The sequence below is a fragment of the Bradyrhizobium sp. CCBAU 51765 genome (assembly GCF_015291725.1).
Classification (GTDB): Bacteria; Pseudomonadota; Alphaproteobacteria; order Rhizobiales; family Xanthobacteraceae; genus Bradyrhizobium; species Bradyrhizobium liaoningense.
Window position 1 is genome coordinate 6100442 of the sequence record NZ_CP030038.1, and the last position, 16693, is coordinate 6117134.

The following is a 16693-nucleotide window of genomic DNA, read 5'->3' on the forward strand; positions in this document are numbered from 1 at the left end:
ACTCTCAGCGCCGCAACGCATCCAACCGTTCCTTCGCTTGGCGAATACCGCCCCGGTGTGCCTTCGCGTAGAGCTCTCGCGCCTTGGCCGCTTCGCCGCGCGTTCCATAGGTCCCCCAGGCGGACAGAACCGCCGGATCGTATGTCTCCGCGAGCATGAAACTTGCCTGGGCGATGTCCTTCTCGGCCGCGAGCTCGAGTACGATCCGCGCTGCACCGATATTTCCCTGATCGAGCAACGCCTTGGCGCGCGGGATCAATCGGGCCTCCGCCTCGTTTTGGTTTGCGGCAGTCAGCGGCTCCGCGACAGTCGCTTCCACGCTCCGCGTCGCCGGCAAGATCGGGCCTTCATTTGTTTGCTGCACCTGGAGGCGCGCATCGGCCGGGCCCGATGCCGATGCACGGTCTTTCTGCTTGGCTTCGATCCCGCTCCGCTCCTGTTGCAGCGACTGCCGCAGTTCGGCAATCTCTCGGTTCGCAGCCTGTCTCTGCTGCGAGGCCTCATCGTTCGCCTCGCGCAATTGCACGTTCCGGGTTTCGATCTCACGGCGCGTTTCGGCAAGTTCCCTCGCCAGCGCGGCTGCATGCGCCTGGGCCTCTTCGAGAGCGCGGCGTTGTTGTTCGGCATTGGCCGTTACCGCTTGCGCTGCTTTGGCCTGGGCAGCGAGGTCGGCGTTCTTCTGCCGCTCGTCTTGCAAAGACTGCCGCAGCTCGGCAACCTCCCGCCCCACTGCCTCCCTTTGTTCAGCGGCCGCAGCATCCGCTATGAGCGATCCGCGAGGTATTCCGGCGAGTTCGCTCGCGAGCGCGGCGGCGCGTGACTGCGCCTCGTGGCGTTCCTGTTCGGCGCTCGCCGCTGCCGCCTGCGCGGCGTTCGCCTGCTTCACGAGGAGGCCACTTCTTTGCCGCTCCTGCTGCAGGGACTGCTGCAGTTCCGCGATCTCCCGCGCCGCCGCATCTCTACGCTGCGCGGCCACCTCGTCCGCGTTCCGGGATTGCGCGTTACCTGCGTCGATCTCGCGGCGGGCTCCGGCAAGTTCGTTCGCGAGCTCGGCGCTGTGAGCTTGCTCCTGTTGAAGTGATTTCCGCAGCTCCTCCGCGGCGATTTCCGCCGTGTGCGTGCGCTGGACTGCCTCGTCGAGCTCCCTGTGCGCCTCGGCCAGCTCGTTGGCGCGCGCTTCAATGCGCGGCGCGTCTTCGTCCAGCCGCTGGCTTGGCCGTACCACGCTTGCCGGATCCGCCTGCATCAGCGCTCCGGTCGCTTCGCGTTGAAAGAGCCCTAGCGAACCGGTCGTGATTTCCGGCCGCTGATCGAGGCTGAGCGCGCTCTCGCTACCGATGCGCGTCATGTCCGGTTGCGCCGTGAATGGTGTGAACACGCCGAGCAGGGAAGCTCCGACGAAGATGACGGGGATCAAAATTGCAGCCGTCACGAGCGAGCCGCCCGATCGTTCGTCGTCCGGATCGACATCCTCCGTCACGGGATACCAATGGGTCGGCGCAGGATCGATTGGCGAGCCGTCCCGCCAGACCCATTTATCCGCCTCGGGTGACCAGTGGCCGACCTCAACAGCCCCGGTCGCGTCCTCTACCCAGAGGTCCTCTCCGCTCCTCGGTGCTGTATCAATTGGTCGGCGCATGTATCACGCCTCTCTCGACGCCAACTCCAATGGATCGGATGGCTCGGCCTGGTCGCATGGTTCAGTGCTCGATCAGAACACGCGTAGATCGAAATGAGGTCAGGGCGGTGCTCCGCCGCGATTTAATTTGTTAAATATATAAAAAGCTATATAATATTAACTAGATGATAAGTCAAATTAAATAATTCGTCTCGAGATTTGCCGCTGCCGACGTCAGGTTCGACGACCGGTCATCGAGCAATGTCGTTATCCCGCCCACGGCTCCCCCGCCCGCGGCTTGCCGCGGGCCGCCATCCTCCGCGGAGTGAAATTGGAAGCCTCGTGCCGTCGGGCGACCGCCCCTCACCCCTTGCCCGCCGGCGGGACGACATACAGCGTCAGCGCAAACACCGCATAGATGAACAGCATCAGGGCGCCGACGAACCAGGCCGAGCGCCCGCTGGCGGTGATGAAGGCCGACGTGACGGTTGCAATCATCACCATGGTGACGGCGCCCGGCCAGAACTGCAGGTTCATCGGCGTGGGTCCCACGACATAGCTGAGCAGCACCAGCGCGGGTGCAACGAACAGCGCGATCTGGGAGGCGCTGCCGAGCGCGATGCTGACGGCCATGTCGAGCCGGTCCTTGCGCGCCGCGGCAAAGGCCACCGCGAATTCGGCGGCGGCGCCGACCAGCGAGACGACGATGAAGCCGACAAAGGCCGCGCTCATCCCGAAGGTTTCCGCCGCCTTCTGCACCGATTCCACGAAGATTTCGCTGACCAGCGCGACCAGCACCGTGACGATGAGCAGCGTGCCGGCGGCTATTCCGATCGGCCAGTGCGCCTCCTTGTCGTCGCCATGATCGGAGCTTGCGAACAGCTCCTTGTGCGTAACAAGCGAGAACAACAGGCCGAGCGCATAAGCGATGATGAGCAGGATCGAAATTCCGACGCTGAGCTTGTTCAGGATGCCCCCACCTTGGGGCAGGTACTGGAGATCGGCGACGGCCGAAGGCGCAAGCAGGGCGACGGTTGCCATCAACAGCAGGCCGGACGAGAGCCGCGCGCCAGCGCGGTTATACTCCTGCACATGGTAGCGCATGCCGCCGATCAGCAGGCAGGCGCCGAGCATGAATATCGCGTTGGTCACGATCGCGCCCGCAATCGAGGCCTTCACCAGCATGTACTGGCCCGCCCGCAGCGCGGTGATGGCGATGATCAACTCCGTCAGATTGCCGAGTGTTGCATTGAGCAGTCCGCCCACGGCATCGCCGGTCTTGGCAGCGACCGCTTCTGTGGCGTGGCTGAGCAGCGCCGCCAGCGGCACGATCGCAAGCACGGCCAGCACGAAGAGCAGCGTGTGGGAGTGCGGCGCAGCCGCATCGGCCACCAGCACGATGGGTACAAAGACCAGCATCCAGAGCAAAGGGGTGTCCCGGATTTCCCTGAGCAAAGCTCCCATATCGACGCCGCCTTCCATCGATGCGTTGATGGATGGTGTGGCGGCCCTGCGGGGTGAGTATTGATCTGCCTCAAGGCGAGACGGCGCGCCGCCAAATGGCGTGAGGCCGGACATCACGCATCGCGAGAATGCGCCCTCGTTCACGACCGCCGGCACGATAGCATCATGCCAGTGTTTTGCCCGACGGGTCAACGTGATCGAGGTCACGGATGTCGTCGCGAGGCTCCTCGAAGAATCCCTTGTCGATCAAGGGGCCTTCTACTGTGCATGGGGTTGTTTCGCGATTTTGTCTTGAGCCCACCGAAAAAATTCGCGAGACCTCCTCACCCTCCCTGCAGGATCTCCGCAATCGCGGCCCCCGCCGCGATGGTGCCGAGCCTGCCGCCGACGTCGCGCGTGGCCCTGCCCTCGCCGATCGCCTTTGCCACCGCTGCCTCGATCGCGCGCGCAGCCTCCTCATAGCGCACGGCGCCGCTGTTCTGGCCGTGCCAGGCCAGCAGCAAGGCCGACGACAGGACCAACGAGACCGGATTGGCGACGTCCTGCCCCGCAATGTCGGGCGCCGAGCCGTGCGCGGCCTGCGCCATGGCATAGCGGTCGCCGACATTGAGCGAGCCGCCGAGGCCCAGGCTACCGGAGAGTTCCGCCGTGAGATCGGACAGGATGTCGCCGAACATGTTGGTCGCGACGATGACGTCGAAGCGGTCGGGATTGCGCACCACATGCGCCATCATGGCATCGACCAGGATGTCGTCGACCACGAGACCGGGATACGTCCTTGCCGCCGCGCGGCAGATGTCCAGGAACATGCCATCCCCGATCTTGAGCACATTGGCCTTGTGCACGATGGTCAGATGCTTGCGCCGCTTCATCGCGAGCCGGCAGGCGGCGTGCGCGATGCGCTCGCAGCACGCCCGCGTGATCCTTCGCAGCGAGATCACGAGGTCAGGCGTGACCAGCATCTCGCCATTGCCCTGCTCCATGTTGCGGTCGGCGTAGAATCCTTCGGTGTTCTCGCGCACCACGACGAGGTCGAACTCGCCGAGGCGGCCGGGCCGCCCGGCATAGGTGCGCGCGGGCCTGACATTGGCATAGAGATCGAGGCTCTTGCGGAAGTGCCGCGACGGATTGATCTCGCCATGCGCCTCGTCCTTGAAGTCGAAGGTCGCGGTCGGCCCCAGGATCAGGCCATCGGCCGTGCGGACGATGTCGAGCAGCTCTGGGCGCACGGTGGTGCCTGATAGCCTCAAGCTCGCATGCCCGACCGCGTGCTCCTCCAGGCGCAGATTGAGCTGGAAGCGCTCGGAGGCTGCCCGCAGCACGCCCGTTGTCGCGGTCGTGATCTCCGGTCCGATGCCGTCACCGGGCAACACGACGATATGCATGGCGCTCTCCTGAGATTGCAACAGCCGCCGCGATCATACGCCGATGGATGGCATCAGCGCCCAACCTTCGCGCATACACAGCATGCGCGCTTGTGCCTGTGGCAGGCAGCCCGGCCGTAGTACATGCCGAGAGCCCCCAGCCCCGCCGCCGGAGCAACGCGCGAACGCAATGACAACCAGGCAATGACAATCACGTTACCGGCCGCCACGCGCGAGCCCGATCACACCATGTCCGATGGCCTGCCGGCCGGCCAGCGGCGCTGGGCTATCGCCGCGATCTTCACCGCGCTGGCGATGGCCTCGCTCGACACCGCGATCGCCAACATCGCCCTGCCCGCCATCGCAGCCGATCTGCACGTCACGCCGGAGCAGTCGGTCTGGGTCGTCAACGTCTACCAGATCGCGCTGGTCGCAACCCTGCTGCCGCTCGGAGCGCTCGGCGAGATCGTCGGGCACCAGCGCATCTATCTCGGCGGCCTGATCCTGTTCACCATCGCCTCGCTGCTCTGCGCGGTGGCGTGGTCGCTGGACAGCCTGCTCGTCGCGCGCACCCTGCAGGGCCTGGGCGCGAGCGGCATCATGAGCGTCAACACGGCGCTGGTGCGCTTCGTCTATCCCGGGCGGATGCAGGGCCGCGGTTTCGGCCACAACGCGCTGGTGGTCGCGACCGCCTTCACCTTCGGTCCCTCGATCGCCTCCGCCATCCTGGCGATCGGCCCGTGGCCCTGGCTGTTCGCCGTCAACATCCCGTTCGGCCTCGTCGCCATCGGCATCGGCTTTGCGATGCTGCCGAAGACCCCGCGCGCCGATCACGGCTTCGACTTTCTCGGCGCGATCCTCGCCACCGCCTGCCTCGGCCTGTTCATCACCGGCATCGGCAGCGCCGCGCACAATTTGTCGCCGGTGGTCGTGGGCATCGAGCTGGCCACCGCCCTCGCGCTCGGCTTCATCCTGACCCGCCGCCATGCCGACCATCCCGCGCCGATGCTGCCGATCGACCTGTTCAGCCGGCCGATGTTCGCGCTGTCGGCGGCGACCGCGGTGTGCTCCTTCGCGGTGCAGGGCCTCGCCTTCGTCTCGCTGCCGTTCTACTTCGAGGACGTGCTCGGCCGCTCTCAGGTCGAGACCGGCTTCTTCATGACGCCCTGGCCGCTGGTGGTCGGCATCATGGCGCCGATCGCGGGACGCCTCTCCGACCGCTATGCCGTCGGCCTGCTCGGCGGCATCGGCCTCGTGCTGCTCGGCCTCGGCATGGCGCTGCTCGCCATGCTGCCGGCCAACCCTGCGATCGCCGACATCATCTGGCGCATGGTGATCTGCGGCATGGGGTTCGGCTTCTTCCAGGCGCCGAACATGAAGGCGGTGATGTCGAGCGCGCCGCCGCACCGCAGCGGCAGCGCCTCGGGCATCGTCGCCACTGCGCGCCTGACCGGGCAGACGACCGGCGCCGCGCTCGCCGCCGCCTGCTTCGCGCTCGCAGGTCACGACGGCGCGACACTGGCGCTGGCGCTTGGCGCAGGCTTTGCCGCACTCGGCAGCGTGATGAGCTTCCTGCGGCTCGCCGTGAAGTAGACCGGACGCGTTGGCACGCTTTTCAGCGGGCCTCACGGCGCCTTCTGCGCGATCGGACGGCTCACGACTGCCGCCGCATCGAGCGGCTCGCACTTGACCGTCCGTGTCAGCCTTGGCGGCCCTGTCCAACCCGCGGTCTCGCTCACGGGCACAAACGTGCTCCCTTGCGGCGCCAGGATGATCGGCTCCGACTTCAGGCAGAGATCAGGAAATGCGATGCCATGGCCGCCGGCTCGGGTGAACCGCCCGACCAGCATCTGGGAGGCCTGCATCCGCGTCGCCGGCGACGCCCGCATCGTACGCTCGGGATCGAACGCGCGGTAGCACGGCCAGTCGGTGTGGTTCGGTGCGAACTCGTACACGACCCGGCACGCCGCTCCGGCCGATTTCACGAAGGGCATATTCGAAGGCGCCGCGGCATCGCGTTCGAAAACCAATGTCTGCAGCGTCAACGCTTCCGTCGTCGCGTCGGACGTGACGGGCTTGCCCGATTGGACCGCAACTTCTCCGCGCGAGAACACCAGCTTGGTTCTGGGTCGCGCGTCCCTGGTCTCCAGCACCAGCATGGGCCTCTCCGCCCAGGAGCGATCCAGTTCCACCTCGCCGTTGCCCATCATCAGTTGCACATTGCCGACGGAGGGCTTGTCCTTGGCGAAATCGATCATGCGAAGGTGCACGCTCGACTTCGCCGCCTCGAGGCTCAGGAAACGCAGGTCGTCCACCTTGCGCGTGATCGGCATCATCGGATCGAAGCGATCGTCGATGTCGAACCGCACGATCTTCTTCAGCCTGGCCGGGAGAGGCCCTCTTGCGGCGAGCGGCGGCGCAACGTCGATCACGAGCAGAGCGCCTTCGGGCGAAAAAGTATTGCCAAAGGCGCGCTGCCAGACGGCGGTCAGCAGCGAGTCCGCCTGCTGCGCGATGTCCCTCGCGAAATAGATCTGCTGCCCGGGACGAACCAGCGGAAAGTTCTGAAACGCGCCGAGCGCCGCGCCCTTGCGGACCTCCGTTTCGGGGAAGGTGACGCATTTGGACCGGTCGTCATGGTCGGTCTCCTCGACCTTCCGGGACGCCGAGCGCGAACAGAAGCTCAGATGGTGCTCTGCCGTCTTCTGTGGGCTGGCCGAGATCGCATAGATGAGATCCGAACTTCCGGGTACCTCCATCGGAAGCGGAGAGGTCGCGAACATGTCGACTTCCACGCGGGTCAGCGATGGGCCCGCATCGACCGAGCAGAGATCCCGGGTCGGCAAGGTATTGGTGAGGAGACGCGCCGCATCGGCGCTGACGACACAGGATATGCTGTTCTCCGAGTTATTCCGGCTCATCCAGATCAGATGGTTCTTGCCCGCTCCATCGACCAGGAGATGCGGCGCCGCGTGCCGCCGGCGTGGCGGCAACCAGACCGGCATGGTTTCGGTCAGCATGGGCACGCGCTTGAGCAGCACGTCCGGCAACCGCGTCACCCCGACCGAGCGCAGTTCGGCGCTGACGGCGTTGGGATCGGTGGTCCACTCGAGAACGGGAACCGCCGCGCAGGTGATGCAGGTCACGGCCAGATTGGAGCGAAGGTTCTCGAACATGAGAATGACCTCATCGGGGTCGTCCGCGTATTTGGCAGGTAGCGTCGCCTTGAATGGATGATCGACCACGCGACTGACCTGAAACCCGTTCGATCGTGACGGATCCGAGTCGAATTCGAAGTAGGTCGATCGGTCCCAGCCGCGATAGGCGTTGTACCCTCCGAGACTCACGCCGGCCAGAACCATCTTGGAATCGGTCTGACAGCGCGCCGCGCTGCTTTCCTGACTGCTGTTTCGTATGTAGACGCACAGCCGAAAAGCCGCGTTCTGCAGAATGCGGTCGCAATCGTTCTGGTTATAGCCGTAGGTCGCAAGGCCGTGGCGATAGCACAGGTCGTGAAAGACGCAGGCCTGCCTGAAGCGCTGCAGGACGAGATGGCGCTTCTGGTTGGAATCCGTCCCGCTGTCGAACAATATGTTGGCCCAGGGCGGCAGGCTGCAGTTCAAGCCCTCGCCGCTGCCGCCGATGGTGCTGACGACGTCCGGCCCCGATTGAAAGGCCGTGACCGTGGCGGGCATCTCGCCGTCGGTGATGTCGTCGACGTTCTTGTAGATGGAATCGGCGATGAAGGAAGGCAGATACGCGAAAGCCAGAACCGCCACGACAATCAATGCAATCGACCAGCGGATCACCTTCCTGAACATGGCTCACCCCCGTTAAAGCCAATCTGGCAATGACGCAGCGGCGCACCGAAATCATGGCAGGCCCGGTGCCGTCCTGATGACGATCAGCTTGAGGTTGTTCGGCTGTCAAGCCGGGATCTCATACATGACAGCCGCTTTGATTGCCGGAAGGCCCGCCCGGCGGTGCATCGAAGCGCCCCGCGGTCCCCATCGGCTCTGCGGATGTCAGGCCAGATGTCGAATTTCGGGCGCGTCCGCAGCCACGACGGGATTGGGCATGTGCTCGCCTAGCGCGGCCAGGCGCTCATCGATGGCCGCGATCACCTTGCGCGAGAACGGTCCGAGATGCGCATAGGCCGCGATCATCTGCACGGCGATGCGTGCGGACGAGGTGTCACGCTTGGCGCAATTCATGAAGGTCTGCCACAGCGGCCCCCGTGCCTCGGGTAGGGCGGTGACCACCTTGTGCACCGTCTCCATCGCCCCGAGCCTGGCGCGGATATCTCCTTCGGCCAGCTCGGGACGCTGCCTGGATCGGTCGAGCAGCGTCATCAGGCGGTCGACGCGTCCTGCATAGGCCGCCGGGCTGTAGGTGTGCTCCAGCACCCGCCTGTAGTCCAGCAGGATGTCGCGCAACGGGCGGACCGGATCGAAATTGATGCCGGCGGTGCACTGATCGGCGCCGATGGTCGGCGCCACATCATGGCCCGGATGCAGCCTGCCTTCGCGCTCGAGGCGGCGCGTGAGCTGCGTGTTCGGCAAGGCATAGAGCAGGCCGACCATGGCGACGGGAATCGCCGCCTCCTCGATGAAATCGATCATGGCCTCCGCCATCGAGACCTTCTCGTTGTCGAAGCCGACGATGAAGCCCGCGGTGACCAGCATGCCGGCGGCGTAGATCTTGTGGATGCTCTCGGCGATGTTGCGCCGTGTGTTCTGTTTCTTCCGCATCGCGACCAGCGTCGCTGGATCCGGACTTTCGATGCCGACGAAGATGCCGAAGAAATTGGCCGCGCCCATCAGCTCCAGCAGCTCCGGATCGTCGGCGAGGTTGACCGAGGCTTCCGTGGAGAATTCGAAGGGATAGCCATGCGTGCGCTGCCATTCGGCGAGCTTCGGCAGGAATTGCCGCAGCGACTTCTTGTTGCCGATGAAATTGTCGTCGACGAAGTCGAGATGGCCGCGATAGCCCATCTGGTAAAGCGTCTCGAGCTCGACGAACATCTGCTCGATCGTCTTGGTCCGCGGCACGCGCCCGTAGAGCTCGATGATGTCGCAGAATTCGCAGGTGAACGGACAGCCGCGCGAATACTGTACACCGAGATAGAGATAGTCCTCGAACTTGAGCAGGTCGAAGCGCGGCACCGGCGTCTTGGTGACATCGGCCTGGAACTTCGGCGCGGTGAAGGTGCCGGAACGCGCGCCGCTCTCCCAGGCCGCGATGAATTCGTCGATGACGCTCTCGGCCTCGCCGAGCACCCGGAAGTCGGCCCGCTCATAGAGGTGGGGGCTCGAGGTGGGATCCGGACCGCCGACCACCACCGGCTTGCCGACGGCGCGACACAGCTCGATCAGGCGCAGCGTATCGGCCTGCTGCGGCATCATTCCGCCGGTGAACACGACGTCGGCCCAGGCGAGATCATCGTCGCCGAGCGGCGCAGTGTTGCAATCGATCAGCCGGACCGTCCAGCTCTCGGGCAACATCGCGGCAACGGTGATCAGGCCCAAGGGGGCGGCAGGGCGCTTGACGCCCATCACTTTGCAGGATTCGCCAAAGCTCCAGAAGGACTCTGCCGAGAACAGCGGGTAGAGCATCAGCACGTTGCAGGGACTCGGCACGTTCATGGAACTCCTTTTGCTTCGGCCCAGTGTACCAGAGCGCAGGCGTCTTGCATCCCGGCAAAAGGGACAAACTGTCGCCGCTGCGGGGGCGCGACCCGGGCCTGGAACCGGCCTTGACGGCCGGTCGTCGCCTGAAGCCACGGATTGGCGCCCATGGAGCAGACGTCAACCCGAATCGATGGACGAAGGGATGAGGCAAAACAGCGCCGCGGTCCATACTCTCGCGCAGCCGGGCAATGCCTCCCGGCTCGCCCGCGGAGTGTTGATTTGAACAGTTCCAGTTTGCCGGACAGATTGCGCGCCTGAGTTCAATCGGTGGATTGGGCCAATCAGGGGACTTGCGATGGCAAACCTAACAATCAACGGAAAAACCTTCACTCTTGACGTCGAACCGGATACGCCACTGCTTTGGGCGATCCGCGAGAACGCCGGCCTGACCGGGACCAAATATGGTTGCGGCATTGCACAATGCGGCGCCTGCACGGTCCACATGGATGGCGTGGCGATGCGCTCCTGCGGCGTTACGGTCAGCGAGGCCGAGGGCAAGAAGATCACCACGATCGAGGGTCTCGCATCCGGGGATTCGCTGCACAAGGTGCAGGAGGCCTGGATCGCCCAGGACGTGCCGCAATGCGGCTATTGCCAGAGCGGCATGATCATGGCGGTGGCGGCGCTGCTGAACGAGAAGCCGAAGCCGACCGACGCCGACATCGACGAAGCCATCACCAACATCTGCCGCTGCGGCACCTTCGCGCAGGTGCGCGAGGCGATCCACACGATCGCAAGCGCGTAAGGAGCCGCCCCATGAACAAGCACGTCTCTCCCAGGATGAACCGTCGTGCCTTCGTCATCGGCAGCGCTGCTGTCGGCGCGGGTCTTGCAATCGGCCTCGACATTCCCTTCGGGGGCCCCGCCGTGGTGCGCGCCGCCGATGGCTCGCCCGAGATCGGCGCCTGGGTCGTGGTCAGGCCCGACGACACCGTGGTGATCCGCATCGCCCGCTCCGAGATGGGCCAGGGCTCGCTCACCGGTCTCGCCCAGCTCGTCGCCGAGGAACTCGAATGCGACTGGACCAAGGTCACGACCGAATATCCGACCCCGGGCCAGAGCGTCGCGCGCAAGCGCGTCTGGGGCGATTTCTCGACCGGCGGCAGCCGCGGCATCCGTTCTTCGCAGGACTATGTCCGCAAGGGTGGCGCCACCGCGCGCGTGATGCTGATCCAGGCCGCCGCCGATGCGTGGAAAGTGCCGGCCTCCGAATGCACGGCCGCAAACAGCGTCATCACCCATACACGCTCGGGCCGGACCACGACCTACGGCAAGGTCGCCGAGGCTGCGGCGAAGCTGACGCCGCCAGCGGACGTCAAGCTGAAGGATCCGAAGGACTGGAAGCTGATCGGCAAGGGCGTGAAGCGGCTCGACACCGTCGACAAGACCACCGGCGCCATGATCTATGGCGTCGACGTCAAGCTGCCGGGCATGCTGAACGCCGCGATCAAGGACTGCCCCGTGTTCGGCGGCAAGCTGAAGAGCTTCGACGAAGCCAAGATCGCCGGCATGAAGGGCGTCAAGAAGGTGGTCAAGGTCGGCGATACCGCGGTCGCCGTCGTCGCCGACACCTGGTGGCACGCCAAGACCGCCCTGGACGCGTTGCCGATCGTCTGGGACGAGGGCGACAACGCCAAGGTCTCCAGTGCGTCGATTGCGAAGTGGCTGGCCGAGGGACTCGACGACGCGCAGCCGGCCTATGTCGGCAACAAGAACGGTGATGCGAAGGCGGCGATTGCCAGCGCCGCCAAGAAGGTCGAGGCCGTCTACAGCTATCCCTACCAGAACCACGCCACCATGGAGCCGATGAACGCCACCGCGATCTATACGGCGGACAAATGCGAGGTCTGGTGCGGCACGCAGAATGGCGAGGCGGCCTTCGCGGCCGTGCTGGAGGCTTCCGGCCTGCCGGCCGAGAAGTGCGACGTGCACAAGGTGATGCCAGGCGGCGGCTTCGGCCGGCGCGGTCAGACCGACTATGTGCGCCAGGCTGTCATGATCGCCAGGCAGATGCCGGGCACGCCGATCAAGCTGTTGTGGTCGCGCGAAGAGGACATGGCGCAGGGCAGGTATCACCCGATCACCCAGTGCAAGATGACCGGCGCGTTCGACGCCAACAACAATCTGATCGCGCTGCACTACCGCCTGTCCGGCCAGTCGATCCTGTTCTCGCTTCGCCCCGAAGCGCTGCAGAACGGCATGGATCCCGTCGCGTTCCAGGGCGTCGCCCAGTCCGGAGACGCCGCGTTCGGCTATTCGGTGCCGAACCTGCTGATCGAGCATGCGATGCGCAACCCGCACGTTCCGCCGGGCTTCTGGCGCGGCGTCAACGTCAATCACAATGCGATCTACATGGAATGCTTCATGGACGAGCTGGCTCAGGCCGCAGGCCAGGACCCGCTCGAATTCCGTCGCAAGCTGATGGGCAATCACCCCAAGCACCTCGCGGTGCTCAATGCCGTGGCCGAGAAGATCGGCTGGGACACGCCGGCGCCGCAGGGCGTCTATCGCGGCATCGCGCAGGTCATGGGCTACGGCAGCTATGTCGCCGGCGCCGCCGAGATTTCGGTGACCGACGGCAGCAAGATCAAGGTGCATCGCATCGTCGCCTCCACCGATCCCGGCTACATCGTCAATCCGGCGCAGGTGGAGCGGCAGATCGCGGGCTCTTTCGTCTATGGTCTCTCGGCGCTGTTCTATGGCGGCTGCACCGTCAAGGACGGCAAGATCGAGCAGACCAACTTCGACACCTACAACTCGATGCGCATCAACGAGATGCCGAAGGTGGAATCGGTGATGGTGCCGAGCGGCGGGTTCTGGGGCGGCGTCGGCGAGCCGACCATCGGCGTCGCGGCGCCGGCCGTGCTGAATGCGTACTTCGCCGCGACCGGCAAGCGCATTCGCCATGTGCCGCTGCGCGACCAGAACATCACCTTCGCGTAAAGCATGATCCGGAAAAGTGCGAAGCGGTTTTCCGAAAAAGATCATGCTCGAACAACGACTCGCGGCGGCCGTATCGGCCGCCGCAACATTTTCCGGACAAGCCTCATGAATGCGCCGGTGACACGGCGGAATGCCGTCCTCGGCGTCGCCGTCGCGGCCACATCGCTCGCCGCACCTTCGATCCTGCGCGCGCAATCGGCGGGCCGCGTCGTCGTGGTCGGCGGCGGCTTTGGCGGCGCGGCTTGCGCCCGCGCCCTCAAGCGCGCCGACGCGAGAGTGCAGGTCACCCTGATCGAGCCGAACAAGACCTACATCTCCTGCCCCTTCAGCAACGAGGTGATCGCGGGCCTGCGCGAGATCGAGGTGCAGCAGTTCGGCTATGACAGGCTCGGCGCCGCCGGCATCACCGTCGTCGCCCAGGCTGCAACGGCCATCGACGCGCAAAAGCGTCGTGTGACCACGGGCGATGGCACCGCGTTTGGCTATGACCGGCTCGTGCTCTCGCCCGGCATCGACTTCCATCTCGAAGCCCTGCCCGGCTACGACGAGGCCGCATCGGAGACGATGCCGCACGCCTGGAAGGCCGGCGCGCAAACGCTTTTGCTGCGCAGGCAACTCGAAGCGATGCCGGACGGCGGCACCGTCGCCATTGCCATCCCGGCCAATCCCTCTCGTTGTCCGCCCGCGCCTTACGAGCGTGCAGGCCTGATCGCGCATTACCTGAAGACGAAGAAGCCGCGCTCGAAAGTTCTGATCCTCGATGCCAAGGATACTTTCTCCCTGCAGCGGCTGTTCGAACAGGCATGGAAGGAGCTCTACGGCGACATGATCGAACGCGTTGCCCTCTCGCAAGGCGGCCGCGTCACCGCAATCGATGCCGCGGCCAGGACCATCGTCACCGAATTCGGCAACTACACCCCTGATGTCGCCAACGTCATCCCACCGCAGCGCGCAGGCCGCATTGCCGGGGTCGCGGGCGTTGCGGATGCGACCGGCTGGTGCCCGATTGATCCTGTCACGTTCGAGTCGAAACTTGTCCCGAACGTCCACGTCATCGGCGACGCCTGCCTCGGCGGCGGCATCCCAAAATCAGCCTCCGCTGCAATCACGCAGGGCAAGGCTGGCGCCGCCGCGATCGTCAGCCTGCTCGCGGGTCGCACACCGGAGGCGCCACGACTCACAGGGGTTTGCTACAGCACCGTCGCGCCCGGCTACAGCTTCTCGCTCGCCGGCAACTACCAGCCGAGGGGCGACATCTTTGCCGAGGTCGAGGGCAGCGCCACCAGCCCGGTCGATGCGCCACGCGAATTGCGCGCCCGCGAGGCAGACGAGGCCGAGCGCTGGTTTCAGGCCATCACGGCGGATTGTTTTGGCTAGGATATGACGAGACGAAGCAATCGCCACGAACAAGGTGCGCCCCCTCCCCCGCCCGCGGGGGAGGGTTGGGGAGAGGGTGTCTCAACAGCGAAGACTCCCCCAGAGGAAAGAACCCTCACCCGGCGCTGCGCGCCGACCTCTCCCGCAAGCGGGAGAGGCAAGAGGAGGCCGCGGCTCGATCTCTCGTCTCACATTCCTTCGATTGTCGCTGCGGTGATCGCGCTAAGCCTTGCACTTGCCGCCAGCGCGAGAGCCGAAGAGCTCCTGCCCTACACAATCGTCAACGACGGCATTCCCGCCTCGCTCACAGGCGCGCCCGGCGATGTCGCCCGCGGGCGCGCGCTGGTGCTGGCGCGCACCACGACCTGCATTCTCTGCCATTCCGGCCCATTTCCGGAAACGCGGTTCCAGGGTGATCTCGCGCCTGATCTCACCGGCGCCGGGAACCGGTGGTCGGCGAGCCAGTTGCGGCTTCGACTGGTCGATGCCTCGCGCTTCAATCCGGACACCATCATGCCGTCCTACTATCGCGCCGACGGCCTCGTCCGCGTCGGACGCAACTTCGCCGGCAAGCCGATCTTGTCGGCTGCGGAGATCGAGGACATCGTGGCTTTTCTTGCAACGCTTCGGGACTAGGTTCATGCCAACCACACGACGACAATTCCTGAGCCTCGCCAGCGGCGTGACGGTCGCCGGCACGATCCCGATCGTCACGCTGCGGCCCATCGAAGCAACGCCGGCAATGCTCAACACCGCGATCCGCAACGTCGTCGGCGAAGCCCAGATTCGCAGCGGCAAGGTGAAGCTCGACATTCCGCCGCTGGTCGAGAACGGCAACACGGTGCCGATGACGGTGAGCGTTGCAAGCCCGATGACGGCCGATGACCACGTCAAGAGCATCCACGTCTTCAACGAAAAGAACCCGCAGCCGAACATCGGCAATTTCTATCTCGGCCCCTCCTCCGGCCGAGCCCAGGTCTCGACCCGGATCCGGCTCGCCGATACCCAGAAGGTGGTCGCGATCGCGCATCTCTCCGACGACACGTTCTGGCAGGTTGCCGCCGACGTGGTCGTGACGTTGGCCGCCTGCACCGAGGAGACGAACTGATGGCCGCCCTCATCAACGTTCCCTCGAAGGCCAGACGCGGCGACATCATCGAGATCCGCACGCTGACCTCGCACATCATGGAGACCGGCTTCCGCCACACCGCCGACGGCAAGCTGGTGCCGCGCGACATCATCACGAGCTTTGCATGTCGCTACAACGGCACGGAGATTTTTCGCGCCGATCTGTTTCCGGCGATCGCGGCGAACCCGTATTTGTCGTTCTTCACGGTCGCGAAGGACAGCGGCAAATTCGAGTTCGAATGGATCGGCGACAACGGCTATTCGACAACCGCGTCGGCATCGATCACGGTCGAATGATCTCCTGGCGCGCGATAGCGGTGGCAACCCTGTTCGCAGTAGCCCCAGCCCTGCTCGCCGGTGAAATCCCGCCCGATGCACGCCGCTCCGGCTACACCTTCATGGGCCCCGACACGCGCGCCATGCAGGACGACGACACCTCCAATCCCGGCATGCTGTTCGTGCTCGACGGCGAAGCGCTCTGGGCGAAGAAGACCGGCAGCGCCAACAGGGCCTGCGCGGATTGTCATGGCGATGCGCGCAGCAGCATGAAGGGCGTCGCGGCGCGCTACCCCGCTTTCGACAAGGCAATCGGCCGTCCCGTCACGCTCGATCAGCGAATCAATCTCTGCCGCGCCGATCATCAGCAGGCGGCGCCGCTGCCCTACGAGGATCGCGAGCTGCTCGCATTGTCCGCTTTCGTCGCCCACCAGTCGCGCGGCATCCCGATCACGGCCGGTGACGATCCGCAAGCCAAGCCCTTTGTCGCGCAGGGCCGCGCGCTCTTCATGCAGCGCGAGGGCCAGCTCAACCTCGCTTGCACCAACTGCCATGACGACAATTTCGACAAGCGCCTTGCGGGCGCACCAATCACGCAGGGACAGCCGACCGGCTATCCGCTCTACCGCCTGGAATGGCAGACGCTGGGATCGCTCGAGCGGCGGCTGCGCAGCTGCATGACCGGCGTCCGCGCCCAGGCTTATGACTACGGCTCGCCCGAGCTGGTCGCGCTCGAGCTCTATCTGATGTCGCGGGCGCGTGGCCTGCCGATGGAGACGCCGGCGGTGCGTCCCTGAAACGGGAGCGGCCGGGCCATTGCCCGGCCGGTCCGC

General features: G+C 65.2%; 13 protein-coding genes. 8 read left to right on the top strand and 5 right to left on the bottom strand.

The window, feature by feature from the left end; translation table 11 throughout:
* Nucleotides 1-4: 4 nt before the first annotated feature.
* The 3 genes from XH96_RS28825 to XH96_RS28835 all read right to left on the bottom strand — a co-directional run bounded on the left by XH96_RS28825 (nt 5) and on the right by XH96_RS28835 (nt 4467).
* Nucleotides 5-1639 carry a hypothetical protein gene (locus XH96_RS28825; RefSeq protein WP_194388936.1) on the bottom strand — a complete coding sequence of 545 codons (1635 nt, stop codon included), beginning with the start codon at nt 1637-1639 and terminating at the stop codon, nt 5-7.
* A gap of 342 nt (nt 1640-1981) precedes the next feature.
* Nucleotides 1982-3082 carry a calcium/proton exchanger gene (cax, locus tag XH96_RS28830; RefSeq protein WP_194388938.1) on the bottom strand — a complete coding sequence of 367 codons (1101 nt, stop codon included), beginning with the start codon at nt 3080-3082 and terminating at the stop codon, nt 1982-1984.
* A gap of 323 nt (nt 3083-3405) precedes the next feature.
* Entirely contained in the window at nt 3406-4467 is a 1062-nt protein-coding gene (locus tag XH96_RS28835; RefSeq protein ID WP_194388945.1) for an isocitrate/isopropylmalate dehydrogenase family protein, read from the bottom strand.
* Nucleotides 4468-4650: 183 nt separating this feature from the next.
* Here XH96_RS28835 and XH96_RS28840 point away from each other — a divergent pair, with 183 nt between their 5' ends.
* On the top strand, nt 4651-6039 hold the full coding sequence (locus XH96_RS28840; RefSeq protein ID WP_194388947.1) for an MFS transporter: 1389 nt from the start codon (nt 4651-4653) through the stop codon (nt 6037-6039).
* Nucleotides 6040-6071: 32 nt separating this feature from the next.
* Here XH96_RS28840 and XH96_RS28845 read toward each other — a convergent pair whose 3' ends face one another.
* Together XH96_RS28845 and XH96_RS28850 are read right to left on the bottom strand one after the other, a co-directional pair.
* Complete coding sequence (locus XH96_RS28845; protein ID WP_194388949.1) at nt 6072-8267, bottom strand: hypothetical protein; 2196 nt, start codon at nt 8265-8267, stop codon at nt 6072-6074.
* Nucleotides 8268-8471: 204 nt separating this feature from the next.
* Nucleotides 8472-10091 (bottom strand): B12-binding domain-containing radical SAM protein, encoded by a 1620-nt coding sequence (locus XH96_RS28850; RefSeq protein WP_246789776.1) that lies wholly within the window; start codon nt 10089-10091, stop codon nt 8472-8474.
* A 340-nt stretch (nt 10092-10431) separates the two neighbouring features.
* Between XH96_RS28850 and XH96_RS28855 the strand changes: the two genes are divergently transcribed.
* The 7 genes from XH96_RS28855 to soxA all read left to right on the top strand — a co-directional run bounded on the left by XH96_RS28855 (nt 10432) and on the right by soxA (nt 16657).
* Complete coding sequence (locus XH96_RS28855) at nt 10432-10881, top strand: (2Fe-2S)-binding protein (protein ID WP_194388951.1); 450 nt, start codon at nt 10432-10434, stop codon at nt 10879-10881.
* An 11-nt stretch (nt 10882-10892) separates the two neighbouring features.
* Nucleotides 10893-13079: a xanthine dehydrogenase family protein molybdopterin-binding subunit gene (locus XH96_RS28860; protein ID WP_194388953.1), complete on the top strand. Its 2187-nt coding sequence runs from the start codon at nt 10893-10895 to the stop codon at nt 13077-13079.
* A gap of 105 nt (nt 13080-13184) precedes the next feature.
* On the top strand, nt 13185-14456 hold the full coding sequence (locus XH96_RS28865) for an NAD(P)/FAD-dependent oxidoreductase (protein ID WP_194388955.1): 1272 nt from the start codon (nt 13185-13187) through the stop codon (nt 14454-14456).
* Between the two features lie 213 nt (nt 14457-14669).
* Nucleotides 14670-15092: a sulfur oxidation c-type cytochrome SoxX gene (soxX, locus tag XH96_RS28870; RefSeq protein WP_246789777.1), complete on the top strand. Its 423-nt coding sequence runs from the start codon at nt 14670-14672 to the stop codon at nt 15090-15092.
* A 4-nt stretch (nt 15093-15096) separates the two neighbouring features.
* Nucleotides 15097-15564 (top strand): SoxY-related AACIE arm protein, encoded by a 468-nt coding sequence (locus XH96_RS28875; RefSeq protein ID WP_194388957.1) that lies wholly within the window; start codon nt 15097-15099, stop codon nt 15562-15564.
* Nucleotides 15564-15881, top strand: a complete 318-nt coding sequence (soxZ, locus tag XH96_RS28880; RefSeq protein ID WP_194388958.1) for a thiosulfate oxidation carrier complex protein SoxZ — start codon at nt 15564-15566, stop codon at nt 15879-15881. The genes XH96_RS28875 and soxZ overlap by 1 nt, the downstream gene beginning before the upstream one ends.
* A complete protein-coding gene (soxA, locus tag XH96_RS28885) occupies nt 15878-16657 on the top strand; it encodes a sulfur oxidation c-type cytochrome SoxA (protein ID WP_194394302.1) in 780 nt (259 codons plus the stop codon). The genes soxZ and soxA overlap by 4 nt, the downstream gene beginning before the upstream one ends.
* Nucleotides 16658-16693 lie beyond the last annotated feature (36 nt).

Coding starts and splice junctions, on each gene's coding strand:
- XH96_RS28825 (WP_194388936.1), bottom strand. CDS start 1,639: ATGCGCCGACCAATTGATACAGCACCGAGGAGCGGAGAGGACCTCTGG.
- cax (WP_194388938.1), bottom strand. CDS start 3,082: ATGGGAGCTTTGCTCAGGGAAATCCGGGACACCCCTTTGCTCTGGATG.
- XH96_RS28835 (WP_194388945.1), bottom strand. CDS start 4,467: ATGCATATCGTCGTGTTGCCCGGTGACGGCATCGGACCGGAGATCACG.
- XH96_RS28840 (WP_194388947.1), top strand. CDS start 4,651: ATGACAATCACGTTACCGGCCGCCACGCGCGAGCCCGATCACACCATG.
- XH96_RS28845 (WP_194388949.1), bottom strand. CDS start 8,267: ATGTTCAGGAAGGTGATCCGCTGGTCGATTGCATTGATTGTCGTGGCG.
- XH96_RS28850 (WP_246789776.1), bottom strand. CDS start 10,091: ATGAACGTGCCGAGTCCCTGCAACGTGCTGATGCTCTACCCGCTGTTC.
- XH96_RS28855 (WP_194388951.1), top strand. CDS start 10,432: ATGGCAAACCTAACAATCAACGGAAAAACCTTCACTCTTGACGTCGAA.
- XH96_RS28860 (WP_194388953.1), top strand. CDS start 10,893: ATGAACAAGCACGTCTCTCCCAGGATGAACCGTCGTGCCTTCGTCATC.
- XH96_RS28865 (WP_194388955.1), top strand. CDS start 13,185: ATGAATGCGCCGGTGACACGGCGGAATGCCGTCCTCGGCGTCGCCGTC.
- XH96_RS28875 (WP_194388957.1), top strand. CDS start 15,097: ATGCCAACCACACGACGACAATTCCTGAGCCTCGCCAGCGGCGTGACG.
- soxZ (WP_194388958.1), top strand. CDS start 15,564: ATGGCCGCCCTCATCAACGTTCCCTCGAAGGCCAGACGCGGCGACATC.
- soxA (WP_194394302.1), top strand. CDS start 15,878: ATGATCTCCTGGCGCGCGATAGCGGTGGCAACCCTGTTCGCAGTAGCC.